We start from the raw sequence: 25,922 nt of genomic DNA, 5'->3' as shown, positions 1-25,922 counted from the left end.
GGCGGATCCTCCGCAAAGCCCGCTGCAACCCGAGCCAGATGACATCAATCGTCAAAGCCATCCTCACCCTCGAGACTCACCGCTGAACAAGCTCACTGGGTGGCCGGCCCCCAGTACCTGGCGGCAGTCTTCTTCGAGCGCCGCCAAGAGGGGAGTTGCCGCGTCCGGCCCGTGGAGGGCCCGTGTGACGAGGGCGTGATCGAGACGGGTGGCCAGCGTGCGGGGATGGCCGGGGCCGTGCCATCGTTCCTGGTCGGTTATGACCTGCGTGAGGCGCTCTACCGCTTCAGGGGTCCGTGGCGAGGAGTCTGCCGAGTTGGTGGCGTGTACTGAGTGTGCGCGAGTGGAGGCCCAGAACCCGCTGTTGGTCCTCGAGGACGGGCTGGAGCTGCTGGACTGCTTCATGCGGGGCGCCTGACTGGGCGACCAGGAGCGCCTGCTCGAAGCGTGTGCTCAGAGTGTGGGGGTGAGCATCTCCCAGGACGCGTCGCTGATCGCACAGGACCCCATTGATGGCGGTCAGCGCCTCGGCGGTCCGGCCTGCCCGGCCTGCCCGGCCTGCCCGGCCCATGGAGCGTGCGAGCTCCTGGCGGGTGAGCGGGACATCGAGGTGGTCGGGGCCGAGAACTGCCTCCTGCTCGGGGAGGACGGCGCGGAGCTCGCGTATGGCCTGTTCGTGGTTTCCGCCGTAGCCGGTGAACCGGGCCTTGCTGCCCCGGGTGACCAGGGTGGCGGGATGACGGGCACCCAGAATGCGCTCACGGTCGTGAATCAGGCTGCTCAGCCTGGTCACGGCTTCGCCGCTTCTACCTGCCTCAGCGAGGTAGCGTGCGATGTCATGGCGGGTGGAGAGAGTGTCGGGATGATCCGGTCCCAGGCGAGCGTCGCGTTGGCCGTGTAATCGGCGCAATGCATACGCCGCAGCGAGGGGCCGCCCCGCATTGCCCAGGGCGACGGCGTGTGCGTAGTCGGCATCGGGCACCCCATGGTGACGCGCGTGGTCGAAGGCTTCCATCGCTATCCCAGCTGTCCTCGGGTATCGCTGAAACTGCTGCCATGTAGTCGTCTCGCGCGATACGGCTGTGCGCTGCCGCGGGTGCCCACTCGCAGTCCTGGCTGTGACCACGGATGCGGGTGAACAGCGATCAGGGCGTGGTGATGGGCCACCCGGGTAGTCATGCCTACGCTCTGGCGCGCCTGCCTCACCCCTCCGCGCGAACCTGATCGGCTGGATGGGAGTCGATGCGCGTCGACTCTGCACTGAGCAAACCGGGCAACGCAACGTGCGCTCTTTCGGCACGGCCGCCCGCACCCTCGCGGGGTGCTGGGCGTCGGTGCCGGGCCGTGCGTTCCCTCGGTCCTTACGGCACGCGGGTGCGTGTCCGTTGTTCTGTCGTGCACCGGCGCAGGAGGAAGCATGCGCGAGACGGACATCGCACAGTTCTGGTCGTCCCATCCCTGCGGTGAGCAGCTGGTTGGCGGCGGTCCGGCCGAGCGGGACGGGGATGACCATGCATCCTTCTTCACCCGGTACGACGCGTTCAAGTACTCGCTGGAGCCGCACATCCCCCAGTGTCTGGATGACTTGGACCTGGCGGGCCGCCGTGTCCTGGAGATCGGGCTCGGCCAGGGCGCGGAATCAGAACAGCTGATCCGGCGCGGCGCACGGTGGACGGGAGTTGATCTGACCCAGGAGTCCCTGGACCGGGTCAGAACCAGACTGTCCCAACGTAATCTGCCCTTCGAAGGACTACACCAAGGCAGTGTCCTCGACCTGCCCTTCCCGACCAACGCCTTCGACATGGTCTTCAGCCACGGTGTTCTGCACCATGTGCCGGACATCCGCTCCGCCCAACGGGAAATCCACCGTGTCCTCGATCCGGGAGGCGAGCTGGTGGCCATGCTGTACGCCCGGTGGTCACTGAACTACCTCATCGCCATCGGTGTCCTACGGCGGACCGCTCTGGCGGCCGCCGTATCCCTGACCCGGGCCGGGCTGCTGACACCGGGCGGAATCGTCGGCGCCCATGTCGGTCAGGCCAGGCGTCTCGGCCTGTCCCGGTACCTGCGGATGAACGAGTTCATCCACCACAACACCGACGGGCCGGCCAACCCCTACTCCAGGGTGTACGACCGGCGCTCAGTTCGTCGGGCGTTCCCCGACTTTCGCCTGACTCGGACGTACAAACGCTTCATGCACGCGCCGCCCCTGCCCGTGCGCGGTCTCCCGGGCGGGTCGTTGATGGGCTGGCACCTGTGGGTACACCTACGTCCACGGTGACGTCGTGCCGCCACGCGCCCGGCAACCCCTGCCAACGCTCCCTGGAAGCCGACCCCTTGCCGGGATAGTCCGGGCGGCGTCGGGCTTGGGTCGGTATGCGCACTCCCTTGGTGTCGATGCCGATCACCGGCGATGGCCGGCGGCATCCGCCTGAGGCCGGAATTGTGCGCCATGTGCTGCTGGGGTGGTCTGCTGTGGCTGGCGTCCGCCTCGACCAGGAGGTGCTGGCATGGAGACCGGGAGCGGTCGCGCGGTGTTTCCCACTGCCCGGCAGTTCGCTGTGGAGGGAGACAGCGAGGCCGGTCGCCCCCGGGCAGCGCCTCGCGCTGCCACCGGCATTGCTCGTCGAGTACGGCGTGGTGCCCGGTGAGCTCCGCTGATGTCGCTGTGAGCCCGGGCTCCGGTCGTGCGGTTGGAACGCTGCCGCCTCGGTCAGTGCGGAGCCCTGACTCCTCGCACCGGGGTGGCCGGATCCGCGTCCGCTTCGAGCGGCGTCGCGGACGATGGTGTGGCCGTTGCCCGCTGCCGCCCGGCCGGACTTGGAGGCGGCCGGCGCCGGAGAACCGCGACGCCGCGGCGCGGGTTCGGCCGTCCGTCCCGCCGCCGCCGCAGCTCCTGACGCTGCGAACAGCCGGGAGCGTGTAATCGAGCTCTTGACGCGAAGGGTGAAGTGGCCCAGTCTGAACGGATGTTCAGAACAAGCGTTCAGAACGTTCAGGAGCATGCCGACGTGGCGGTGGTCGGCGGCGGCATGGCAGGCATGGCGACGGCGTTGCGGCTGCAAGCGGCCGGGCTGTCCACGCTCGTACTGGAGGCACACGGCCACGCCGGCGGCTGCGCCGGGTACTACAGGAAGCGGGGCTTCTCCTTCGACGTGGGTGCGACCACCCTGGTCGACTTCGGCCCCGGCGGTGTCGGCGGCGAACTGCTGGACACAGTGGGCATTCCGTCACTGGCCGCACACGAACTGCCGGGCTACCGCGCCTTTCTGCCGGACCGTGAGGTCGTACTGCACCGCGACCATGTCGCGTGGCACGCCGAGCGACTGCGCAAGCTCGGCGACAGCGAGGACCACCGACGGTTCTGGGCGCTGCTCGACCAGCTGGCACACACCTTCTGGCGGGCCAGCCGGAAGGGCGTACGGTTGCCGGTGCGCGGCCCCGCCGACGCCCTCCGCGACCTGCGGGCGGTCGGGATGCCCGGGGTACGGCTCGCCCGCCACCTGAACCGGACCCTGGGAGACGCCCTGCGGGACCACTCCCTGCGGGGCGACCACGCACTGGTCGGGCTGCTCGGCATGCTGGTCGAGGACACGGTGCACACCAGTGTCGACGACGCGCCCCTCATCAATGCCGCGCTCGGGGTGACCATCCGGGGCGCAGGGCTCAGCCGGCACACCGGTGGCATGCACGGGTTCTGGCGTGTACTCGTGCAGCGCTACCGGGCCCTGGGCGGCTCGCTCCGGGTGGGCTGCCGCGTCGGGCGTGTCGAAGGCGGCCCGGGCCACTTCCGGCTGACCACCCGTCAAGGTGTCGTCCACGCCCGCCGCCTCGTCTGCGCGGTCCCCGCCGCCACAACGGCGACGATCTGCGCGGGGCTCCCGGTCGCCGGCAGACTGCGGACGTATCTGGAGCGGGACGCGGACTCCCTGGGCGGTGCGGCCGTGGTCTTCCTCGGTGTACCCGAAGCGGAGGTGACGGGCCAGGACCTCACCCACCACCAGGTGCTGCAGGCATACGACCGCCCTCTGGGCGACGGCAACAACATGTTCGTCTCCGTGTCCGCGCCCGGCGACACGCTCAGTGCTCCCCGCGGGCACCGGGCGGTGATGATCTCCACCCACACCGAGCTCGCCGCCTGGCGCGGCCTCGACCAGGCCGCGTACGAGCAGCGCAAGAAGGAAACCGGCGAAAGGCTCGTGGCCCTGGCCCGGCGCGTGTACCCCCAGCTCGGAGAGCGAGCCGTGTTCACGCAGACCGGGACGCCCCGCAGCTACGAACGGTTCGGCTTCCGCCCCGACGGAGCGGTCGGCGGAGTGCGCCAGCATCTGCGCAACACCAACCAGCACGCCGTTCCGCATGATCTCGGTGGTCCCGGGCTGTGGCTCGTCGGTGACTCGACCTGGCCGGGCCTCGGCACGGTCGCCTGTGTGCTGGGCAGCCGCATCGTCGCCGAGGGCCTGCTGAGGGAGAAAGGCCGAGCCCGATGACCCCGCCCGATCCGGCCGCAGGGCGCGAACCGCCAGTCGCACCGGCCGCAGGGCCCCAACCGCCAGTCGCACCGGCCGCCTTGCCGACTCGGGCGGCTGGGTCCCCGGCGCCGTCCCTGCCGTCCCTGGCGGATCTGGGCGATGATCTCCTCGTCACCACACGCAGACAGCGGTTCGTCGCCCTCTGCCGCCCCGGCGCCGGCCTGCTGTGTTTCGTGGGCGCCGTGTGGTTGGGTTGGTGGTGGCTGACGCCCGTGATCGTCTTCGGCATCTTCGTCGCCGTCGTGACCGTCACCCACGACGTGGTGCACCGCACGCTCGGCCTGTCGCCCCGCGCCACCGACTGGGCGCTGTTCGCCATGGGGTTGGTCCTGCTGGAGAGCGGGCACGCCTACCGGTCCACGCACACCCAGCACCACCGGATCTTCCCGCACCCCGACGACCCGGAGGGTTACCCGGCCGAGCTGTCGCTGCTCGGCGCCGTCGCCTACGGCCCCGTGTTCCTCGTGCGCCTGTGGTTCTGGTCCTACCGGCACGGGCGGGACCGCAGCTGGCTCCTCGCGGAAGCCGTGGTCCCGTTCGCCGCGCTGGGCGGGGGAGTGCTGCTCCTGTCGCGCACGCCATGGGTGCTGGTCTATACGGTGATGGCGATCGTCGGGAGTTGGGTGTACCCCCTCCTGACCGTGTACCTGCCGCACCACGACTACGGAGATACCCCGTTGACGCAGACCCGCACCTTGCGTGGGAGGATCATCCCCGCCGTTTTCCTGGAGCTCACCTACCACTTGGAACACCATCTCTACCCGCGCGTGCCCAGCCATCACCTGCCGGAGCTCTCGCGCCGGCTCGAAGGCCACTTCGCCGCTCACGGGGTCCGGCCGGTGCGCGTTGTCTGACACCCGTGACCGCGTCCTGGACGCCACCCTCGCCTGCCTGGTGCGCAACGGCCACGGAGGCACCACCGCCCGGGCGATCGCCCAGACCGGCGGCTTCGCTCCCGGGGTGATCTACTACCACTTCTCGGACCTGGACGATCTGCTGGTGGCCGCGCTGGCACGGACCAGCGCGTCCCGGATACGGCGCTATCGCGCCGAGCTGTCCGGGACGGACCGGGCCGTTCACGCTGTCGCACGGCTCCGCGAGTTGTACGACGAGGACATCGAGACCGGGCACGTCGCCGCCGTGCAGGAGCTGTACGCCGGCGCCAGGCCCGAATCGAAGCTCTCCGCCCGGCTGGTCCTCGAGACCCGGAACTGGGAGAAGCTGGCCGAGGAACTGCTGACTGGGCTGCTGCGCGGCAAGCCACTTGCGTCCGTCGTACGCGTGTCCGTACTGGCGAGCGCGTCAGTGGCGTTCTACCTCGGCATGGAGACCCTCACCCACGTCGACGGTGACCGCTCCCGCCCACAGGCCCATTTCGACCAGGCCGCCAGGCTCGCCGCGGTCTTCGACCGGATCCCCCGCCTGAACCGGCGGACGCGGCAGTCGCCCTGAGCCCTCGGCTTCCGCCACGTGATCGACTCTGCCCCCGAACACATCCCTCGTCCAGGGGCCAGAGCAACGCGCGGTGGTGCAGCCGCCGGCAGCCTCCGTTCTCTGTCGTCCTTGAACGTCCACGGGCCGGCTTCTGCGGTACTAGGGGGTGTTCAGCTGAGCGGTGATCTCCGAGGAGAAGGCGCTGACGCGGGTGTAGAGGCCGGGGAGGCCCGGCTTGCCGCAGCCGATGCCCCAGGAGGTGATGCCGGCGAGAACGCCGTCGACGACGAGCGGGGTGCCGCTGTCGAAGTCGCAGGTGTCGACGCCTCCGCGGGCGAGGTCACCCGCGCACGTGTACTGGGCGGGGTCGTATGCGTCGCCGTACGAGTCGATGTCGGCGCAAGCGGAGTCGGCGGCCACCGGAACCGTAGCGGTGCGCAGCACTCCGCCGTCCAGGGCACCGGAGGACGTGGTGCCCCAGCCGAGGATCCGAGCGGTCCGCCCGGGTTCGTAGAGGTCGCTCGAATCCGGGCCCGCGATGGGCAGGGTCGGGGCGTTGATCGGCGACTTGAGTGTGAGTACGGCGACGTCGTTCCGGTAGCCGGTCTCGCCCTTGTGGGTGAAAGTGGCGTAGCGCGGATCGCGCCAGACGCGCGCCACGCTCACCTTGGTGCCCTTTGAGGACCACATGTTGTCGCGACCGGAGACCACCTGCAGAAGGCCAGGGGTCTTCAGGAAGGCGTCCACGCAGTGCCCTGCGGTGAGGACTTTGGTCGGGGCGATCAGAGTGCCGCCGCAGAACGCGAACGGGACCAGCACAGGCTTGACCGCCACGGCCCAGGGGTAGTCCGCCGCCCGGGCAGGCTGGCCGCCCTGGACGGCCGCGGCCGGAGTCGCGGTGTTGAGCAGCGCGGCGGAGACCAGCGCCGTGGTCGACAGAGCCGTGACAGCGCGTTTGCCTATGGCAGTGATCATCACGAGAGACCGTCCTTGCATGACTTGAGGGGGGTTATGGAGTCGCATCGCCCATGCGCCGGTGTGGCTTGGCGCGGATGGGCCGGCTGGGCGAAGTCGTACGAGGGACGCGCGGTAGACGTGTCACGTCGGGACTCCGCCGTTGCCATCCCTGGAGCACACCGTCTTGGGCGAGGTCGTCGCCCGGGCTGACCACGGCCGACAGGACTGCCGGACACCTCGAGATCATCAGGCGTCTGCGCTGGCGCGGTTCGGGCCCTCGGGCAGCACCCCGATCACGTACCGCCGCTCGTATCATTCTGGCCGTCTCCGCGCGGTTCACAGGCAACGTGATCTCGGCAATCCGCGAACAGTGGTCTGGTTGGCTACAGTTGCGTTGAGAAGAGGGACCTGAGCCCTGATCGGTTCCATGGAACTCCGGCCCGATCGGGCTCGGGAGCAGTCGGCAGAGCAGTTCCGCCTCGGACGCTGATCGCGACGGCCTTCGCCGTCACCCGATCCCGCAGTTCCTGATGCGGGGCATCGGCCATACATCGCCGCACACTCCCGCCACCGCACAACACCGACTTCGTTCTGTCCGGCGGGCCATGAGCTAGCCGGAGGCGAATGGCTGCGACGGTCACCGCGCCATGGAAGAGGTGCTCTTGTCGAATGAGTTGGCACGGAGCGGAGCTCTTGGAGCATCGATCGTGTGCTCGACTTCGTCGCGGCGCTTGCAGGCCGTGATCGGCGGATCGTGGGTGGGCCGCAGGGGCGGCCACTGAGAGGCTGCGCTGGCCGGGGAAGCGGAGGGTAGCCGGGGCCTGCCGGTGGGTGAAGGGGATCAGCCGAACTGAACCGATCGCTTCGCCAACCCCATCCAGAATCCGTCGATCACGCTCCGGTGGGTGTCCAGTTCGCCGAATGTGTCAGCGGTCCCCATGGTCACGAACAGCGGCGCGAAGTGCTCGGTACGCGGATGGGCCAGTGCTCCGGCCGGGGACTTGTGCCTGAAGTCGAGCAGGGCGTCGATGTCGCCGGCGTCCAGAGCACGGTGGCCCCAGTCGTCGAACTCGGCCGACCAGGACGGGATCCCGCCCCGGCGCAGTGCGGCGAGGTTGTGTGTGAAGAAGCCCGAGCCGACGATCAGGACGCCCTCGTCGCGCAGTGGGGCGAGCCGGCGCCCGATGTCCATGAGTTTCCGCGGGTCGAGCGTCGGCATGGAGATCTGGAGGACGGGGATGTCTGCGGCGGGGTACATCTCGACCAGGGGTACGTACGCGCCGTGGTCGAGGCCCCGCTCGGGTGCCTCCTGCACGGTGACGCCGGGCGCGGTCAGCAGCCTGCGCACCGATTCGGCGAGTTCCGGAGCGCCCGGGGCGGTGTACGCCACTTGGTAGTACTCGGGGAAGCCCCAGAAGTCGTACACGAGCGGCACGGTCTCGGTGGCGCCGAGCGCGAGTGGGGCCTCTTCCCAGTGCGCGGAGACCATCAGGATCGCCTTGGGGCGCGGCAGGTCGGCCGACCAGGCAGCGAGCTGGCCGGGCCACAGAGCGTCATCGGCGAGCGGCGGGGCGCCGTGGGAGAGGTACAGCGCGGGCATGCGCTCTGGTGCGGGCACGGCGGACACGACATCCTCCTTCACGTTCACCACGGCGTGCACGCCGCGGTCGTCTGGTTCCGAACGACCGCGGCCTTGCGGTCGAGTACCGGATACCGCACCCACGGGAACGGCGGTGGGGCGGCAGCCGGCGGCGGTCAGAACATGGTGTCGCCGTTCTCGTCCGGCTGGAAGCTGGAAGGCGGAGTCCCGGCAGACGCGGGGAAGCACATGCTCCTCCCCGTCGCCGCGGTGGCGTCAGAACAGGCCGTTGCCGTGCGGCAGGTCAGCCGGGACCGGAGCGATGACGTCCCAGTGCTCGACGATCTTGCCTTCGGCGACGCGGAACAGGTCGTAGTACGCCACCGGGACACCGAACTCGCCTTCGGACTGAAGCAGCACGAACTCACCCTCGGCGATGACTTTGTGGACGTTCTTGTAGACGAGGTTCTTGCCCTGCTCGGCCCATGTCGCGGCGGCGGTACCGAAACCGTCCAGGCCGTCGGCGGCCTCCGGGTTGTGCTGCCGGTAGGTCTCGGTGGAGATGTAGTCGGTGAGTACCGAGTAGTCGGCGCCGACCAGGACCTTCTCGGCGAACTCCGCGACCAGTGCGCGGTTGGCCTCGGTCTTCTCGACCTCGGTGACGTCGGCGGGTCCGTCCGTCTGCGTACGGCCGGAGGCGGTGTCGGTGACGACGGGGGTCAAGGCGTCCCAGTGCTCGGCGAGCTTGCCGTCGCCGTCGACGCGAAAGATGTCGAAGCCGACCAGTGGGGCAGGGCCGAAGCCGAAGTACGTCCCGTGCAGGACCACCAGATCCCTGTCGGCGAGGACACGGGCGCCCTCGTAGCGGAAGTCTCCCGGCAGACCGGCGACCAGCTGACGCAGGGCCTCGGGGCCGTCGCCGGCCAGAGCGCTGTGCTGTGTGTAGTCGGTGGAAACCCAGCGGTCCACGGCGCTCGGGTCCTTTTCGCCGAACAGCTCGGCGGCGGCCGTCAGGACGGTGTTCTTGGGGTTGCTCATGGTGCTTCTCCTTGCGTGGGAAGAGGGCGGGGCCACCTGCTGGCCGAGTGCGCTGGTCAGACAGGCGGAGGCGATGCTCAGGCAGACTCCAGCGGTGCCGTGCGAAGCCGCAGCACCAAGCGCGGTAGTCGCCGCAGTACGCATCACACTCCTCCGCTCTTACTTCTTTCCGACATCCACGCGACACCGGCTGATGTCGCACTTCCAAACTAGGAGGACAAGGGGATGCACTCTGAATACGCTTGCGACTACTGATGGCCAAAAACCGACACGATGCCTCTCTGGGAAATTTTGAGATCCCCGAGGTCTCCTTCACCGCCCCTGCCGGAACCCCCGCGGGGATCGAGGTGCTGCCCCTCTCCGACCTGCGGTCCCGCGCACCGGCCGAGCGTCTCGCGAACCCCCAGCGCCCGGACTTCCACCACCTGCTCACCCTCACCGACGGCAGCCTGTGGCACACGGTGGACTTCACCGCCTACGCCCTCGAGCCCGGCTCCTGGCTATGGGTACGCCCCGGCCAGGTCCAGCAGTGGGGCGACCTCACTCACGCCGAAGGCACCCTCATCCTGTTCCAGCAGGACTTCGTCGACGCGGCCTCTGCCCGTACCGCCCGCATCGACGACCCTCATGCCCCGGTCCTGCGCCGCCCGCTGCCCGACGACGCGACGGCGTTGCTCCAGGCGGCCGACCACCTCACTGCCGAGTTCCGCGCACTCGGACAGCTGCCCCTGGAGATCCACAGAGCGGCCCTACGCCACCTGCTGTCCGTCCTGGTGCTGCGTCTGGCCCACCTGACCGCACCCGAGGGCACACCTGCCCCCGAACCTCACCACACCTACCTGCGCTTCCGTGATGCCGTCGAGAAGGACTTCACCAGCTCACGCCAGGTGGAGGACTACGCGCGGGCCCTCGGCTACTCGGCCCGCACCCTCTCCCGCGCCACCTTGGCCACCGCCGGCCTCGGGGCCAAGGAGTTCATCGACCGCCGTGTCGTCCTCGAGGCCAAACGCCTCCTGGCCCACAGCGACCAGACGGCCACCCGCATCGCCGACCGGCTCGGCTTTCCCAGCGCCACCCACTTCAGCAAGTACTTCCACCAGCGCACTGGACAGACCCCGATCGCCTTCCGCGACACGGCCCGCGGGCACTCCGGCACGACACACGGCGGCGCCGCCTAGTAGTCGCAGAGACCCAGCAGCTGTCCGAGAGGGCTCGCCCAGGGAACGGCGATCCGCCTGGGGATCTGCCATCCGCCGGCGGAGAAGCCCGGGACCGGTGCGGCCGCGGTGGTCCGGGATCGGCGGCCATCTCGACAGGCCGCCCTGGCTGGCTGGATCACGCTCACCAGGGCCCGCTCACCATCGCCGGTGTCGACACGATCGGGGCACACCACCGCAGCGGCCCTGCCGGCCGAGCCTGCCTACTCCGGCTGCCTGCATCTCGGATGCCTTACCGAGCGGCGGGCCTGGTCGGAACTCTTCGTCTGATGACCTGTGGGAGCTGGTCGGCATCGACCACAACGGCGCGAGACACGCTTTGGGTCCTGCATCGCTGCCCGGGCCGGACCGGTCGCTCGGCCGGTGTGCGTTCCAGACGGCCGACGGGGCAGGCGCTCCGAGCGTCCCTCGTTCGCCCTCGCACGTCGTGTCACCTTGAGTGGCGGGACGTCTTACTGTCGGTGATGGAAGTGACTGTGGTGAGACGGAAGAGACAGGTGGAAGGCTATGCACGGGACACGACGTGCGACGCGGGTGCTCGGAGCGTGCGCGGCGGCGCTGACGCTGGCCTTGGCGGCCCCAGGCACGGCGCAAGCAGCCAACGGCGTGTTGATCATCGACGGGGCGCCGTACATCGCTCCGTCGGGTTGTTACCCGCTCGGTGACTTCGTGCCCTCGAAGGTCGCCAACTACACGGATGAGGTGGCCTTTGTGTGGTCTGGGTCATCCTGTGACGGGCAGGTGACAGCCGCCGTCATGCCGGGACGGGTTGGGCGACCGGCCCCCGGCAGGAGCCTGTTCATCGCCTGACGACGCGGCGCGCCTACCGCCCGACGAGCTCGCTCGGGATTCCATGCGCGGCGCGGGTATCCCTGGCGAGCGCATCCGGAACGACGGCATGGCCCCGGTGGGGTGCCGGAAAGGAGTCGTCGGCGTAGGAGCGGCAGGGACCGTGGCGTCCATGCGTTCGTCCTGGACGCGGTCGTAGCTCAGCGCGATCGTCCGCAGGGGGGTTGGAGCTGCGCTGAGTCGAGGCAGCTGCCGAGCGATGCCGTGCTGCGGGGTGCGAGTGGCTGCATGCAGACTTCGACGAGCACGTGCGTTTCGATGCCTGCCGTTTCGGCGAGACCGCGGCAGGGCTGATCGCCCTGTGACTCTCGGCCTCCCGGGCCTGATGACGTGTTCGGAGGCCGGGGGAGAAGCTCGTGATCCGGCAACATGCTCTTTGGCTGGGGCGGCACCCTGAAGAGCAGCTCGGTGCCATGGCGATCAGGTCCCATGTGCGGTCGCTGCGGCGAGCCCGAGGCTGAAAGACGAGTCACCTATGTCGGATGACCGTCACGCCGGTGGCGTGGCCGCGTCGCGTTCGGCAAGCTCTTTGATCGTGAGTAGTTGTTTGCGCATCATGATCACGTCGCCCCAGGCTGTCAGGCGGCGCTGTATTCGGTGTAGCGGCTTGGCTCGCTTTTCGACGTCGACGGCTGCGATCAACCGGCTTCCGTGGGGTGTCGGTTCGAGGAGGTAGGTGACTGCCATGTGCCCGTGCCGTTTTGCGGGCTCGTCCGGGAGTACCCCGGTGATGTGGCGGTCGGACTCGAAAGCGACGATGCGGAACACGATGAACGGCTGTCCGATTTCAAGAGGCTCTGCCTTCTCGGGCAGTTGGTCCGGGCTCTTGCGTCCGCGGAAGTCGATCCAGTCGTAGCTGTAGGGCGCAGTGCGCAGCTGCGCAAGCCAGCGGAAGACGAGCTCCTGCGGCGCTGCCACGTCGACGGCTCGCGTCCAGCGCTCATAGGGCATGCTCATGAAATCGTCGCAGGGGCGGGCTGTGTGCTGCTCTGCCGCGCTTGCGCCCCATACCGTGCCGGTCAGATCCATGTCTGGAGCGTACGCCTGTGGTGTTGGCGCAGCGCGGATGTGGCCCAAGAGACCCAGGACATGGAGGGCGTCGGCAGATTCGGTTGGGTCACCGATCCTGAGGGCAATCGGCTGGAGCGGTGGCAGCCTGCCTGACCGTGTCACCGCACGGGCGAAAGGGTCTGTCGCGGGATTGGTGGTCTCTCTCACGGTCGGGGACATGGGGAAGTCCCTGCGATCCGCCTGGTCTTTGATGATCCATTAGGCCCGCAAGGATGGCGGATGGCGGATGGCGGATGGCGGACGGCTGACGCGACGCCACGCGTCGTCGGGTCGCGGCCCGGGTCCTCTACCTCTGGGCACGCCAACACCCAACACCCAACCGTCAATGGCGCCCGCTTCGGCGGTACGCAGGCCAATGGGAGGCCTCGGCGAAACCAACCGCGCCGTCGCCGACCTGATGTACGTCCGCGACGGCGCCCAGCTCCTCACCCGGTCCACGATGAGCGCCGAAGGTGCCCGTGCGGTCGGACATCTGCTGACCGGGTCGGGAGAGTGGCGACGCTCTTTGTTCGTGTCTCTCCGCTCGTTCTCCGCTATGCCTCCAGCAGCAGCGTCAGGCCTCCGACGGTGTAGCAGATCATGAGCACCAGCAGGGGGAGCTGTCCGGCGACAGCGCGAGATGGTGGGAAGAGACGGACGGATCGGTCGTGGGCGGCGATCACACCGAGGATGTGGCCGAGGACGATCGCGGTGACCTGGAGGGATGCCAGGGCGCCTGGCGACATGAGATCTGCGGGTGGGGGCGGATTGTCAGTGCCCCATGCGATGGTGACTGTACGTACGGATTCGATGATGAAGAGTGATAAGTAGTGGGCGAAGAGATAGCCGGTGGCGATGGGGAGGAGGGAGTGCGCGAAGGCGTTGGTGGGACGCTCGTCACCCGGGCCTGAGATGAGACGTGTGGCGGCCGCACAAGAGGCGTAGAGCAGGGCGACGATGACGCAAGAGGCGGTCAGGCCAAGGGTGCCGGCACCGGTCCGGCCCAGGGACGAGGTCTGGAGTGTGGTTATCCACCACGGCGCCTTGGAGAAGCCGTCATAGGCGGTGCTGCCCAGCATGACGCACAGCGTGGCAGCGAGACCCGGCGCGACCGGGACGGCGTCCAGGCTGTTGAAGGGGCTGCGCAACACGAGAAGGTGGTCGTGTGGGCGGCGGCCCAGAGGAGAGAGGTGACCGAGGAGCGCGGAGTACACCTCGAAGGCGTCCCCGCGGTCGAACCAGTGGGCCCCGTACACCGCTGCCCCGGCGAGCTGGGCGACGGCGTAGAGGAAGAAGAACGTGAGCAAGGCGGCGAGGGAGGCAGGCTCCCGTGAGGCGAGCTCCAGCCAGGTGAAGACGAACAGGCCCACGGCGGCGGGCCAATAGCCCAGGGCATTCGGGAGGGGGCGCCCGGAGCGAGGGTCGCGACCGAAGGCACGGCAGGCGCAGGCATGGAGCGTGCGCAGGGGGTTCACCAGACGCCAGACGGGGCCGAGGAGTACGGAGGCGGGGACCAGGCCCACCCAGAACAGGACGTAGACCGTGCCGGGGGCGGGGTTGCGGTCGGGATTGTCGGGGCCGAGGAGGAGGTGGACGGCGACGAAGGCGGTGGCGGCGAGGCCGAAGGCTTTCAGGATGCGGCGCAAGGGCGCGCCGTCCGCGGCGCGTTGGAGGGCGACTGGCAGCGGACGCCCGGCGGTGACGCCGGTGAACCTGGGGGTGGGCCAGAGCAGGCCCAGGGCGAGGAAGGAGACGAAGAGGGCCGTGATGGCTCCGGCATAGGCGTAGAAGGCTGAGATGGGCAGGTCCTGGCGGCTGCCGATGCCGTGGGCGAGGTCAAGAGCGTGGTCGACGTCGAGGTCGTGGATCATGAGCGGGTACCGGGCAAGAGCGGGACGGGTGCCGCGGCGGCCCGCCGCGACGCCTCGCCGGTGAGCGGTGCCATCAGCGGACGACGAGCTGGATGAGTACGAGTCCCGACTTGTGGGTCTCGACCGCGAACAAGCCCGTCCGGACGGCCACGAAGGACAGCGTCCGGGCGCGCTCCGGAGTCAGCTCGGCGGTTACGTCGAAGCCATGAACGTGCAGTTCGTCGGCCTGGTCGCTGGTGACGACGAGGGTCACCCGGGTGCCCCTGGCCACTTCGACGCGGCGGGGAGCGGGGCTCACCTCGTTGCCCGTGATACTGATGCGGACGGTTCTGGTGGACGGCCCAGCGTCCTCGTCACCGTGTTTCTGCATGTCACTGCCTGAATCGTCGGGCGGCTGGGTTGCCGGCGCGACGGGGGCCGTTGCAGTGTCGTGGCTGGTCCCGGGCTTGTGGTGAGTGGTGGGAGGGGCGCAACCGCCCTCAGTCACGGTGACCGCGAGGACAGCGCCGATGGCGAGCGCAAGGCGCAGTGACGCGGTTCGGTTCCTCATGACGTCGCCGTCTTCGTGTCCGGTCCAGGCTCCGCCGAGCCCTCGGTGCGTACATCGCCCGTAGCCGTAGCCGTAGCCGTAGCCCGACCCTGGGACCGGCTCTGGTTCGTGGCATCGCCCGCCTGCTCCGGCTGGCCGGCGGCAGCGATCACCGCCCAGACCACCCACGCCACGCCCACCAGGATCCGCAGCCACGCTGGGCTCAACGGAGTCCACGGCACCATCACGACGGCCTTGTCCCAGGCGTCGAGCACGGTGAGCGCGCCCAGCCCCACGGTCACCCAGCCGAACACCCTGCGTCGCTGAAGTAACCGCAGGCCCATACCGGCCCATCCGAGCCCAAGCAGCAACAGCGACACGGCCGGGATCACCGAATGGTCGTACGGCCTTGCCGAACCGATCACATCGACCACCAGCCCGGCCAGCCCCACCCCGGCAGCCACCGTCCCCCACCGATCGTGGCGCAGCGTCCGCCGCCACAACACCCCGCCGACCAGTGCCAGCACGGCCGCCACGGCGATCGCGATCTGAGTCTCGATCCGCTCCACACCCCGCGCGCCGTACCAGTCGCACCCCGCCGGCAGCTTGCGCGCCCGGACGTCGTACTCCGAGCACACCAGCAGCTGTACCAGCTTCACCGGCTCGCCGACGATGCGGTCGCTGCCTCCCGACACCTCGCCCGGCTTGTCCCCGCACTCCGGCAGCGTCCGCGGGTTGCCCGGACCCGCGAGCCCGGTCCAGCAGTTGCCCTCGCCCTGGCCGTCCCACCAGACGGAGGTCTTGTTGGGGCGGGAGTTGTTTTCCCGGTCGACGCCGAGGTGGTTGCCGATGAAACGGTTGTGGTGGGAGGTGTCCCACTGCTTTTCCATGCCCTCCTCGCCGCGGATGAACCCGGGCACGGCGTGCAGCACGAAAGCGGTGCGCTGGTTGCCGTAGATCCAGTTGTCCTGGAAGAGGTTGTAGTTGCCGCCGGCGATGATGACGCCGGATCCGACCGGGACCGGGATCTGAGGACAGACGACGCCCCTCTCGTATCCCCGCTCGGCGGGCGGCTTGGCACAGGTGCCTTCACGGACGTGACGGTAGTAGTCCTGGTTGTTGTCGTGGATCAGGTTGCGTTCGAACTTCGAGTGGTCCTGCGGGAGTCCGGGATGACCGGGGAAGGCACTGTCCATGGCGGCGCCCGCCATGTTGTGGTCGAACTCGTTGTCGTGGGCCCAGACGGAGTTGCCGGCGGTGCCGGAGTAGCCCACCATGTTGTGGTGGCTGCGGCAGCCCGTGATCTCCATGGAGTAGCGCTCGACGCCGTAGCCTCGGTCGCTGTTGACGTCGGAGGCGCTGCCCGGATAGATGCCGGAGTCGCCGTTGCCGTAGGACTCGCAGTCCTTGTACAAACCGTGATCGCTGGCGAAGGTCAGGAAGCCGTACTCGTCGTTCCAGCGGGTGAGCACGTCGTCGATGACGAAGCCGTCGCCCGCCAGGATGTAGAGGGAGTTGAACGTCGAGCGCTGCGCGGTGAAGTTCTTGAAGTAGATACCGTCGGCCATGTCCGCCCGGATGACGTTGAGCTTCCTGTACCTGCCGTCGATGATGACGTCGTTGCGGCTGGCGCCGGTGCCCTCGATCTGCAGATCTGTCTTGCCGAGGATCGCGATCAGGTTCTGGTTGTTGGGGCACTGCTCCTGCTGCTCGTACGACAGTATTTGGTATCCGAACGACGACGTGGGTGCCTTGAGCCGGGCGCACTCGCCCGTCGGGGCCGACTGGGTCGGCTCCTCCAGATACAGCCCCGGCAGAATCGCGATGTTCATGCCCGGCTTGTCGACGGCGTTCACCGCTTCCTGCAGATGCCGGAATCCCTTGCCCTGGCAACGCTCGAAGAGCCGGATATTGCGGTCCTTCAACTCCGCCGGGAAGTCGGAGACGCGGCGCTCGAAGTCAGCTCGGTCGGTCTTGCACACGATGAGATCGGGCTCCACGCCCCGATACGCGGGGACGCTCCCCGAACCGTCTGGAAAGTCCACGGGTCGCTCTTCGTGCGCCATTGCGGGCATGGCACCGGCAAGCATGAATATGCAGGCTAAGAGGACGCTCATGGCACTGCGGGGCCTCGGCATGGCGGAAGAGTAGAGCAACGCTCATCATTTGTGATCCCCTGGCACATCACACGTTCTGGTCGCCGTTCCAGCCCGATGTCGGGGCGGACGCGTCGCCAACGGGACGACGGTGAATCACGTTCGTGCAGTGCAGCGAGCACGTGAAACGTGTCATGAGGCGGGAGGGCGCCCGCACCGAACTGCGAGCGCTTCCACCGGCGGCACGTGTGGGGCCACGCCAGGCGACTGCACACCTTGCCGATGCCGAGGAGCGGCAGGCCGACGCGGCCAGCGCAGCCAAAGGGAGCGAAGCACGAGCCATCGCCAAGAGGCCATGACGCGGCCGTCAGAGAGAGCCTCCCTCCGCACCAGTCCGTAAATTGAGCAGCACCGTTGCTCCGATGACACCAGCCGGCGATGACCAGTGCACTGTCTGGCGGGGCGGGCCGCACAGGGACGCGAGGAACCCAAACGGCTGTTCCAGGTTGCAGCGGATACTGAGCCGACGGAGCATCACAGCGACAGAGACCTGCGCCGGGGTTCGCGCCGGCCGTTGCCTGCTTCGGAGTGATGCACCATGGACCCGTCCTCGCTTGCTGCTATCGAGTCGGTTGTCGGTGGCGGCAGGGCCGTCATCATGGCCGAGGACAGCATTGTCGTGGACGCCGTGAGAGCCACGGTGAAGAGTGGCAGGACCGCCACCTTCTATCTGACCCGCGCCCAGTTCTCGGCTGTCAACGCGTGGTACTGGACGCCGCAGCGGATGAAGCACATGGGCCTCGAGCCGGTGTCGGACGAGGAAATGGCCCGGATCAGAACCGAGCTCGGAGCCGAGGCGTGCGGTTCGGCCTACTCCAACCGCATCAAGTGCCCTAACGGTCACACATACGGCGCGTTTGAATTCGTGAAGCAGGGAATCGAGGAGCACGGGCTGGAGACCACCCGAGCGATCTTCAGCCTCAAGGACACGGCCGTCATCCGTGCCAATCCCCACCAGCAGGTGGTGTGCACGACGTGTCGGCGTCAGCTGGCGACCCCTCACTACTACGTCTACTGGGGCTACGGATGCTGCGTGGACCTGGACGACACCTCGACCGCCGCCTTCGCGGCCCGACACGGCTGAGCGCCGGCACCAGCGACCTGTGCCGGTCCCCGCACTCACGGTTGGCGACTGCTGAACTGTTTCCAGCAGGCCCTCCTCGTGCTGGTGCGTCTCCGAGGGAACGAGACGCTGGAGCAGGTCAGTTCGGGTTCGGCGTATCGACCGCCACGCCAGCCGGTACGTGACCGAAACCGTCGACGTCCTGCCGAGCGTGCCCCACCCTGCTGGATGCGCTGGGCAACCGCGTCCCGAGCGAGTTCCTCGCCGGGACGACACCTGACCAGGAGGGGCCAGGTGGTCGGCGACGAGCCGTACTACTCGCACAAGCACCGCCACCATGGGATGAACGTCGCCGTCATGGCCCGCCCCGGAATGGCATCGCGCTGTGGCACTCGCGCGCACCGCCGGGCCGCACCCACCAGCTCACCGCCGCTCGTGCCCACGGGGTGATCCACGCTGCCGACTGCCACGACCACGCCACGGCCTGACCGCGTACACGGCGGCGGGAGAGCAAACGGGCAGGTGACGGCTGTGGCAGGGAGTGTGAACGCCCCGGCCCCGGTCTGCGATCCGGCGAACGGATCGCAGACCGGGGCCGGGGTTCGTCAGCGGCTCAGGTCCCGGAACCTCTTCACGGCCAGCGGGAAGAACACCGCGATCAGGGCCACCGGCCAGGCCACCGCGAGGAATTCCACATGGGTCGCGGCCCAGGAGTCACCGACCGCGCCCGGGTTGCCGAACAGGCCGCGTGCCGCGGTGGCCGTCGCGGACATCGGGTTCCACTCCACGATCGCGCCCAGCCACGACGGCATCGACTCGGGCGAGGCGATGGCGTTGGAGAGGAAGCTGACCGGCCATACCAGGATCTGCACCGCCTGCACCATTTCCGGCTTGCCCGCGACCATCGCCAGGTGGATGCCGATCCACAGCATCGCGAACCGCAGCAGCAACAACAGTCCCACCGCACCCAGGAAGGAGGCGAATCCCTCGTGCCAGCGCCAGCCGATCGCGTATCCGACCGCGATCATCGCGGTGAGGCCGAACGCCGATTGCAGCATGTCGGCGATGCTCCGTCCGACCAGGACCGCGCCGGAGTTCATCGGCATCGAGCGAAACCGGTCGATGACCCCCTTGCCGAGGTCCTGGGTGACCGAGAGCATCGTCGCCTCGAGACCGAAGGCCATGGTCATGGTGAGCATGCCGGGCACCAGGTAGGACGTGAAGTCCCCCTCGACGCCCTGTCCGCCGCCGATCAGGTAGCTGAACATCAGCAGCATCATCACCGGGAAGACCAGCCCGACGACCACCTGCACCGGCTGACGAGCCCAGTGCGCCAGTTCGCGCCGTGTCATCGTCCATGAGTCGGCCGCCGCCCAGCTCAGCTGCGAACCCGTGCCGTGCGCCGTACTCACACCAACCGTGCTCACACCATGGGTCGCAGTCATGCGGCGTCCTCCTTCGTCAGGTGCATGAAGACCTCGTCGAGGGTCGGCCGGCGTACCGCGACGTCCTCCGCCTTGATGCCGGCCGCCTCCAGCGCCCGCACGGTCGCGGTCAGGGCGCCCATCCGGTCGCTGACCGAGGCGCTGACCATCCGCCGGTCCTCGTCCACCCTTACCTCGCCGGACAGGAGCGAGGCGGCGCGGGCCAACTGGGCCGTGTCGTGCAGGACCACGTCGATCCGGTCGCCGCCCGTCTCGGACTTCAGCTCGTCCGCCGTGCCCTCCGCGATGACCCTCCCGTGGTTGATCACCGAGATCCGGTCGGTCAGCTGATCTGCCTCCTCCAGGTACTGCGTGGTCAGCAGGACGGTCGTGCCGCAGCCCACCAGGGACCGCACCGCGTTCCACACTTCCGTGCGGCCGCGGGGGTCGAGTCCGGTGGTGGGCTCGTCCAGGAAGAGCACCTGCGGCCGGGAGATGAGAGCCGCCGCCAGATCGAGCCGCCGCCGCATACCGCCGCTGTACTGCTTGATCGCCTTGTTGCCGGTGTCCGCGAGCCCGAACCGGGCCAGCAGCTCATCAGCCCTCGTGCCGGCGCGGCGCGCGCCGAGGTGGTGGAGGCGGCCGAACATCTCCAGGTTCTGGCGGCCGCTGAGCTCCTCGTCGACGGCGGCGCTCTGGCCGAGCAGCCCGATCCGCGAGCGCACCTCGCCGGCCCGGGTCGTCACGTCGATGCCCGCCACCTCGACACGCCCCTCGTCGGGGCGCAGTAGCGTGGACATGATGCGTACGGCCGTGGTCTTGCCGGCGCCGTTGGGGCCGAGAACCCCCTGGACGGTCCCCGCTCGGACCGTGAGGTCGAGGCCGTCGAGGGCCTGCTTGCCCTTGTACCTCTTTCGCAGACCTTCGACAACGATCGCCAGATCGCAGTCAGACAAAACAGTCTCCCTCGCCGCAGTGGTTAAATTTGACTAGAGGTGCAAGGTAGGGCACCGTAGATAGTTAGTCAAACTTGATTACCTTGCGAGAGCTGCAAGGTTCACGGCTGGGTGGGCTTGGATGGGGCTAATCTAGTCAAAGTTATCTAGAAGGGAGATGTGCATGTCAGCGATCCGGCTACTGGTTCTCGGTGCGGTCCGCCAGCACGGACGGGCGCACGGCTACCAGGTACGCAACGACCTGGAGTACTGGGGCGCCCACGAGTGGTCCAACGCCAAGCCGGGCTCGATCTACCACGCACTCAAGCACATGACGAAGCAAGGACTCCTCGTCGCCCATGAGGTCGCACCGAGCACCGTCGGCGGCCCGCCCCGCGTGGAGTACGAGATGAACGACAAGGGAACCGAGGAGTACTTCACACTGCTGCGCGAGGCCCTGAGCTCGCACGAGCAGAAGGCCGACGTGCTCTCGGCCGGCATCGGCTTCATCGTCGATCTGCCGAGGGGTGAGGCAGTTGCGCTCCTCAGGGAGCGGATCGCGGGGCTCGAGCAGTGGCGGTCCACGGTCACTGAGTACTACACGCCGGAGGACGGGCCCGAGCAGCTCGGGCACATCGGCGAGATCATGAACTTGTGGGTGCACTCGGCCGACGCCGGCGCGGAATGGACGCGCGGTCTGATCGAGCGGATCGAAGGCGGCGCCTACACGTTCGCCGGGGAGGGGGAGCCTTTCGTCGGCGTGCTTGCGGACGATGAGCCGAACCCGTTCGCGATGGACCCGCACCCAGAAGACAGCCGACTGGCAAAGCGCCGTGTGGACGGCGGACGTTGACCGGAGTGCAGAAACAGGGGGCGGAACAGATGGTGTGGATGTCACATGAGCAGGCCGGCCTGCTGGCGCAGTGCGCGGTGGTCTTTGAGGCGGGCGATCCGGCGCGTACCGGAAGGCTCGCCTTCCGGTACCCCGACGCCCCGGCCGGCCCCGACCCCGCCGCACGGCTGCCCTTCGGCGAACCCGGTGAAGCCGACCTGGTCACCGCCGACGGAGGCACCGTCGCGGTGCTCCGCTGCCCGGTCCTGAGGCTCACCGTCGCCGAGGCCCTGCCCGCCCTTACGCTGGCCCGTCGGCTCCACACCGGAGCGACCACCGACGGGACGGCGAACGGCACCGCAGAGGTCACCCCCAGCCCCTCCGCCGCGTACTGGGGCGCCGCGACCGCCCTCGGACTGCATCTCGCCGCCCGCGAACGGCTGCTTCCCGGCGTCTCCGCCACCGGCCACGACACGTGGCGCGCCGGCCCGCTCGCCCCGGAGGACGTCCAGCGCATTCGCGAACTGGCCGCCGCGGCACCGGCCGAGGCGCTCGCCGCCCCCCTGCCCGTACCGCCGGGCGGCCCGCTGCTGCTGCCCGACGCCGCCGCCCTGCTCCGCTCCTTCGTCGACGCGGTCGCCGACACCCTGCCGCGTACCGCCGCCGCCCCGGCCGTGGCCGGCCGCCGGGCCTTCGCCGCCGTCGAGCCACAGTACGTCCCCCAACTGCGCGCCTGGGCCGAGGAGATCTCCGCCGGCATCGACTCCGGCGTACGACTGGCCCTGCGCCTCGACCTGGTGCCCGCCGACGGCGACGACCAGGCGCCCGCCCTGCGCCTGGTGCCCCAAGTTTCCAGCCGGGCCGACCCGACCCACAGCGCCGACGCCGACGAGCTGTTCGCCTCAGTCGAGGCAGCAGGGTTCGGACCGCGGGCCCAGACCGACACCGTCCTCGCCGTACGACGGGCCGCCGACGTCTGGCAGCCCCTCTCCCGCCTGCTGCCGGTGCCTTCCGCCCTCGAACTCACCGCCCGCGAGGTCCAGGACCTGCTCGGCGACACCACCGTCCGACTCGCCGCCCACGACGTCGAGGTGCTCTGGCCCGAGCACGCCGTCCGTTCCCTCACCACCCGTGTAGTCGTCGGCGGCGAGCGGACCCCGCCCACCGACATGCGCTCCTTCTTCGGCGGCGACGGCACCGTCGGCCTGCGCTGGCAACTGGACCTCGACGGAGAGGCCCTGACCGAGCAGGAGACGGCCGAGATCGCCGCCGTCGACCAGCCGCTGGCCCTGCTGCGCGGGCACTGGGTGCTGATCGGCGCCGACATCGCCCGCAAGGCCCGCGACCGCGACCTCAAGCCGCTCACCGCCATCGAGGCGCTCGCCGTCGCCCTCACCGGGTACACCGAGACCGGCGGCAAGCAGGTTCGGGTCGCGCCCAGCACCTGGCTGCTCGCTCTGCGCCGACGCCTGGCCGAACCCGACGGCGGCACCGAAACGGTCGAGCAGCCCGCCGCGCTCGCGGCCACCCTGCGCGACTACCAGCTGCGCGGCCTGCGCTGGATGGACCGCCTCACCTCGCTCGGCCTCGGCGGCTGCCTCGCCGACGACATGGGCCTGGGCAAGACCGTCCAGCTGATCTCGCTGCACCTGCTGCGCCAAGAGCACTTGGAGAGCGCCGGCCCCACCCTCGTCGTCTGCCCCGCCTCCCTCCTGGGCAACTGGCAGCGTGAGGTCGGCAAGTTCGCCCCCGGCACGCCCGTCCGCCGCTACCACGGACCCGGCCGCACCCTGGCCGGCGCCGACTCCGGCTTCGTCCTGACCACCTACGGCACCATGCGCCTGGACACCGAGCGGCTCGGTGCACACCGCTGGAGCATGGTGGTCGCCGACGAGGCGCAACACGTGAAGAACCCGCACTCCAGCACCGCGCGGGCGCTGCGACTGATCCCCGCCGATGCCCGGATCGCCCTGACCGGCACCCCGGTCGAGAACAACCTCTCCGAACTCTGGGCCGTCCTCGACTGGACCACCCCCGGACTCCTCGGCGGCCACGGCCACTTCCGCCGCCGCTGGATCGCCGCCATCGAGGCCGAGCACAAGCAACGCGCGGAGTTCGGACCACCGCCGGGCGAGGAGGGAGAGTACGGCTCCACCGCACAGCGACTGGCCGAACTGGTCCGGCCGTTCCTGCTCCGCCGCAAGAAGTCGGACCCGGGCATCGCCCCCGAACTCCCGCCGAAGACCGAGACGGACCGTCCGGTCTCCCTCACCCCCGAGCAGCGGACCCTGTACGAGACCCATGTCCGCGAGATCATGGCGCAGATCAAAGCCACCCAGGGCATCGCCCGAAGTGGCCTGGTGCTCAAGCTGCTCACCGGCCTGAAGCAGATCTGCAACCATCCCGCGCAGTTCCTCAAGGAGGCGGAAGGCACCCGGCTGACCGGCCGTTCCGGCAAGCTGGAACTGCTCGACGAACTGCTGGACACCATCACCTCCGAGGGGGGAGCCGCCCTGGTCTTCACCCAGTACGTCACCATGGCGCGGCTGCTGGAGGCACACCTGCGCGAGCGCGGCGTCCCCACCCTGCTGCTCCACGGAGGCACCCCGGTGCCACGCCGCGAGGAGATGGTCCGTCAGTTCCAGGACGGGGAGGTGCCCGTCTTCCTGCTCTCCCTCAAGGCCGCCGGCACCGGACTCAACCTCACCCGCGCCGACCACGTCGTGCACTACGACCGCTGGTGGAACCCGGCGGTGGAGGCCCAGGCCACCGACCGCGCCCACCGCATCGGGCAGACGCGCACCGTCCAGGTGCACCGGATGATCGCCGAGGGCACGGTCGAGGACCGCATCGCCGACCTGCTCGAAGCCAAGAAGAGCCTCGCGGACGCCGTGCTGGGCACGGGGGAGCAGGCACTGACGCAACTGACCAACGACGAGCTGGCCGGCCTGGTCGAGCTGAGGAGTACGGGATGAGCGGAGACGAGACGGACGCGCGGGGCTTCCCGGCCTTCGCCGCGCGCCGGGGCAGCCGGGCACGCGGCCAGTCCTGGTGGGGCAAGGCCTGGGCCGACGCGCTGGAAGACACCTCCCTGGACGAGGAGGCCCTGAAGAAGGGCCGGGCCTACGCGCGCACCGGCCGGCTCGGACCGATCACGATCAGCCCCGGGCGCATCTCCACCACCGGCTACGAAGGCGACACCTCTTTCAGGACCGTGCTCACCCTGGAGGAGCTTGACGAGGACGACTGGGAGCTGCTCTGGGAGAAGACAGCGGAGCGGTCGGACGTCATCGATGAACTGCTCGCCGGCCGACTGCCGCCCGACCTGCTGGAGGCCGCCGAGGACGCACGGGTGCGGCTGCTGCCCGGCTACGGCGACCTGGAGGCGGACTGCGACTGCGACGCGTTCGATCACCCCTGCAAGCACGCGGCCGCGCTCTGCTACCAGGCGTCCTGGCTGCTGGACGAGGACACGATGCTGCTGCTCCTGCTGCGGGGGCGCGGAGCGGAGGCGGCGCAGGAGGAACTCCGGTCCGTCATGCTGATGCAGGCGATCGTCAGCGGCCTCGGGGACGAGGACGACGCCGATGGGGCGGAGGAAGAAACGAAGGCCGCTGCGGCGCGGCTGCCGGACGGCACTCCCGCCGAAGAGGTCTTCGGCCGTGGGCCCGCGGCGCTTCCCGAGCTGCCGCCGCTGCCCGGCCCGACCGTCAGGCAGGACACGTCCGACGGGGCCGGAGCCGACCCGTTGGAGCAGCTGGTCACCACCGCGGCCGTGCGCGCCCGTGAACTGCTCGCCTACACCCACGGTTTCACCGCCGAGCCGCCGGCGCCGCTTGGCCTCTGGCGGGACTGCGTACGGATCGCCGCGACCCGCCCGGGTTCGCAGGTCCTGGCCCGACTTCGGGAGGCCTGCGGCAGCCCGGAGCAGCTGGACCGGGCGGCCGAGGCGTGGCGGCTGGGCGGGAGCACCGGCCTGGACGTGCTGGAGGAGGCTTGGACGCCGCTGAAACAGGACACCGCCCGGGCCCGCACCGCGCTCACCGCGGGCTGGGAGCAGAACGAGCTCCCCGAGCTGGAGGTGCGGGACAACCACTGGACCCTGGCCGGCAGCGGGCTCCAGCTCCGCTACGGCCGCGACGGCCGCTGGTACCCGTACCGGCAGGAGGACGGCCGGTGGTGGCCGGCCGCCTCACCGCACCACGACCCGGTCGAGGTCCTCGCCGGGCTCCTCGACGGCTGAACTGCCAGGCGCCGTTCGCGCGGTGGGCCCGGGACGGATACGGTCCGCCCCGCCCCGTACGCCCCAGGTCCACCACGACGCGGCCGCCGGGCATCCCCGCGCATTCGGAGCGTTGCTCACGGGCCACTCGCCGCCATGCTCCCTGCCGGAGCGGCGCGGACGATGCCGGCCGACTACCCGTCCTCACCGGCTTCGCCTTCGCCCGCTCCTGGA

20 protein-coding genes and 1 pseudogene are annotated in these 25,922 nt (G+C 69.4%); 11 read left to right on the top strand and 10 right to left on the bottom strand.

Annotated elements, in window-relative coordinates:
• Window positions 1–286 precede the first annotated feature (286 nt).
• A complete protein-coding gene (locus ABZ532_RS28665; protein ID WP_361289928.1) occupies window positions 287–1,015 on the bottom strand; it encodes a tetratricopeptide repeat protein in 729 nt (242 codons plus the stop codon).
• A 402-nt stretch (window positions 1,016–1,417) separates the two neighbouring features.
• Between ABZ532_RS28665 and ABZ532_RS28660 the strand changes: the two genes are divergently transcribed.
• The 5 genes from ABZ532_RS28660 (at window position 1,418) to ABZ532_RS28640 (ending at window position 5,984) form a co-directional block, all read left to right on the top strand.
• Window positions 1,418–2,281: a class I SAM-dependent methyltransferase gene (locus tag ABZ532_RS28660; protein WP_361289925.1), complete on the top strand. Its 864-nt coding sequence runs from the start codon at window positions 1,418–1,420 to the stop codon at window positions 2,279–2,281.
• 194 nt (window positions 2,282–2,475) lie between these two features.
• A complete protein-coding gene (locus ABZ532_RS28655; RefSeq protein ID WP_361289922.1) occupies window positions 2,476–2,661 on the top strand; it encodes a hypothetical protein in 186 nt (61 codons plus the stop codon).
• A gap of 308 nt (window positions 2,662–2,969) precedes the next feature.
• On the top strand, window positions 2,970–4,490 hold the full coding sequence (locus ABZ532_RS28650) for an NAD(P)/FAD-dependent oxidoreductase (RefSeq protein ID WP_361289919.1): 1,521 nt from the start codon (window positions 2,970–2,972) through the stop codon (window positions 4,488–4,490).
• Between the two features lie 80 nt (window positions 4,491–4,570).
• Window positions 4,571–5,386 carry a fatty acid desaturase gene (locus ABZ532_RS28645; RefSeq protein ID WP_361289916.1) on the top strand — a complete coding sequence of 272 codons (816 nt, stop codon included), beginning with the start codon at window positions 4,571–4,573 and terminating at the stop codon, window positions 5,384–5,386.
• On the top strand, window positions 5,379–5,984 hold the full coding sequence (locus ABZ532_RS28640) for a TetR/AcrR family transcriptional regulator (protein ID WP_361289912.1): 606 nt from the start codon (window positions 5,379–5,381) through the stop codon (window positions 5,982–5,984). Before ABZ532_RS28645 ends, ABZ532_RS28640 begins: the two co-directional genes overlap by 8 nt.
• A 141-nt stretch (window positions 5,985–6,125) precedes the next feature.
• On the opposite strand, the gene ABZ532_RS28635 is transcribed toward ABZ532_RS28640, so the two are convergent.
• From ABZ532_RS28635 to ABZ532_RS28625, 3 genes are all read right to left on the bottom strand, one after another.
• The gene (locus ABZ532_RS28635; protein WP_361289909.1) at window positions 6,126–6,941 is read right to left on the bottom strand and encodes a serine protease; all 816 of its coding nucleotides are present in this window, start codon (window positions 6,939–6,941) and stop codon (window positions 6,126–6,128) included.
• A gap of 823 nt (window positions 6,942–7,764) precedes the next feature.
• Window positions 7,765–8,523: a class III extradiol ring-cleavage dioxygenase gene (locus ABZ532_RS28630; protein WP_361289940.1), complete on the bottom strand. Its 759-nt coding sequence runs from the start codon at window positions 8,521–8,523 to the stop codon at window positions 7,765–7,767.
• A gap of 255 nt (window positions 8,524–8,778) precedes the next feature.
• A complete protein-coding gene (locus ABZ532_RS28625) occupies window positions 8,779–9,540 on the bottom strand; it encodes a nuclear transport factor 2 family protein (protein WP_361289906.1) in 762 nt (253 codons plus the stop codon).
• A gap of 254 nt (window positions 9,541–9,794) precedes the next feature.
• Here ABZ532_RS28625 and ABZ532_RS28620 point away from each other — a divergent pair, with 254 nt between their 5' ends.
• Window positions 9,795–10,718: a helix-turn-helix transcriptional regulator gene (locus tag ABZ532_RS28620; RefSeq protein WP_361289903.1), complete on the top strand. Its 924-nt coding sequence runs from the start codon at window positions 9,795–9,797 to the stop codon at window positions 10,716–10,718.
• A 1,377-nt stretch (window positions 10,719–12,095) separates the two neighbouring features.
• Here the strand turns inward: ABZ532_RS28620 and ABZ532_RS28615 are convergent.
• Complete coding sequence (locus ABZ532_RS28615) at window positions 12,096–12,635, bottom strand: hypothetical protein (protein ID WP_361289943.1); 540 nt, start codon at window positions 12,633–12,635, stop codon at window positions 12,096–12,098.
• A 33-nt stretch (window positions 12,636–12,668) separates the two neighbouring features.
• Between ABZ532_RS28615 and ABZ532_RS28610 the strand changes: the two are divergent.
• A pseudogene (locus tag ABZ532_RS28610) lies at window positions 12,669–12,770 on the top strand (VOC family protein); the annotation flags it as partial.
• Window positions 12,771–13,210: 440 nt separating this feature from the next.
• Here ABZ532_RS28610 and ABZ532_RS28605 read toward each other — a convergent pair.
• The 3 genes from ABZ532_RS28605 to ABZ532_RS28595 all read right to left on the bottom strand — a co-directional run bounded on the left by ABZ532_RS28605 (window position 13,211) and on the right by ABZ532_RS28595 (window position 17,173).
• Entirely contained in the window at window positions 13,211–14,527 is a 1,317-nt protein-coding gene (locus ABZ532_RS28605) for a hypothetical protein (protein ID WP_361289900.1), read from the bottom strand.
• A gap of 73 nt (window positions 14,528–14,600) precedes the next feature.
• Window positions 14,601–14,897: a hypothetical protein gene (locus ABZ532_RS28600; protein ID WP_361289896.1), complete on the bottom strand. Its 297-nt coding sequence runs from the start codon at window positions 14,895–14,897 to the stop codon at window positions 14,601–14,603.
• A gap of 176 nt (window positions 14,898–15,073) precedes the next feature.
• Window positions 15,074–17,173: a right-handed parallel beta-helix repeat-containing protein gene (locus ABZ532_RS28595; RefSeq protein ID WP_361289893.1), complete on the bottom strand. Its 2,100-nt coding sequence runs from the start codon at window positions 17,171–17,173 to the stop codon at window positions 15,074–15,076.
• A 577-nt stretch (window positions 17,174–17,750) separates the two neighbouring features.
• Here ABZ532_RS28595 and ABZ532_RS28590 point away from each other — a divergent pair.
• Window positions 17,751–18,296 (top strand): hypothetical protein, encoded by a 546-nt coding sequence (locus tag ABZ532_RS28590; RefSeq protein WP_361289890.1) that lies wholly within the window; start codon window positions 17,751–17,753, stop codon window positions 18,294–18,296.
• Between the two features lie 584 nt (window positions 18,297–18,880).
• Here ABZ532_RS28590 and ABZ532_RS28585 read toward each other — a convergent pair.
• Window positions 18,881–19,720 (bottom strand): ABC transporter permease, encoded by an 840-nt coding sequence (locus ABZ532_RS28585; protein ID WP_361289887.1) that lies wholly within the window; start codon window positions 19,718–19,720, stop codon window positions 18,881–18,883.
• Complete coding sequence (locus ABZ532_RS28580; RefSeq protein ID WP_361289884.1) at window positions 19,717–20,655, bottom strand: ATP-binding cassette domain-containing protein; 939 nt, start codon at window positions 20,653–20,655, stop codon at window positions 19,717–19,719. The genes ABZ532_RS28585 and ABZ532_RS28580 overlap by 4 nt, the downstream gene beginning before the upstream one ends.
• Before the next feature lie 163 nt (window positions 20,656–20,818).
• Between ABZ532_RS28580 and ABZ532_RS28575 the strand changes: the two genes are divergently transcribed.
• Genes ABZ532_RS28575 through ABZ532_RS28565 form a run of 3 tightly spaced genes read left to right on the top strand, consistent with a single transcriptional unit; the run spans window position 20,819 to window position 25,709 of the window.
• Window positions 20,819–21,487, top strand: a complete 669-nt coding sequence (locus ABZ532_RS28575) for a PadR family transcriptional regulator (protein ID WP_361289881.1) — start codon at window positions 20,819–20,821, stop codon at window positions 21,485–21,487.
• A 29-nt stretch (window positions 21,488–21,516) separates the two neighbouring features.
• Entirely contained in the window at window positions 21,517–24,441 is a 2,925-nt protein-coding gene (locus ABZ532_RS28570) for a DEAD/DEAH box helicase (RefSeq protein ID WP_361289878.1), read from the top strand.
• Window positions 24,438–25,709, top strand: coding sequence for an SWIM zinc finger family protein (locus ABZ532_RS28565; protein WP_361289876.1), 1,272 nt, complete (start codon window positions 24,438–24,440; stop codon window positions 25,707–25,709). The genes ABZ532_RS28570 and ABZ532_RS28565 overlap by 4 nt, the downstream gene beginning before the upstream one ends.
• Window positions 25,710–25,922: the final 213 nt, after the last annotated feature.

It is taken from the genome of Streptomyces sp. NPDC019396, assembly GCF_040632375.1.
Taxonomy (GTDB): domain Bacteria; phylum Actinomycetota; class Actinomycetes; order Streptomycetales; family Streptomycetaceae; genus Streptomyces.
This window is presented reverse-complemented; position numbering and strand designations above follow the sequence as displayed.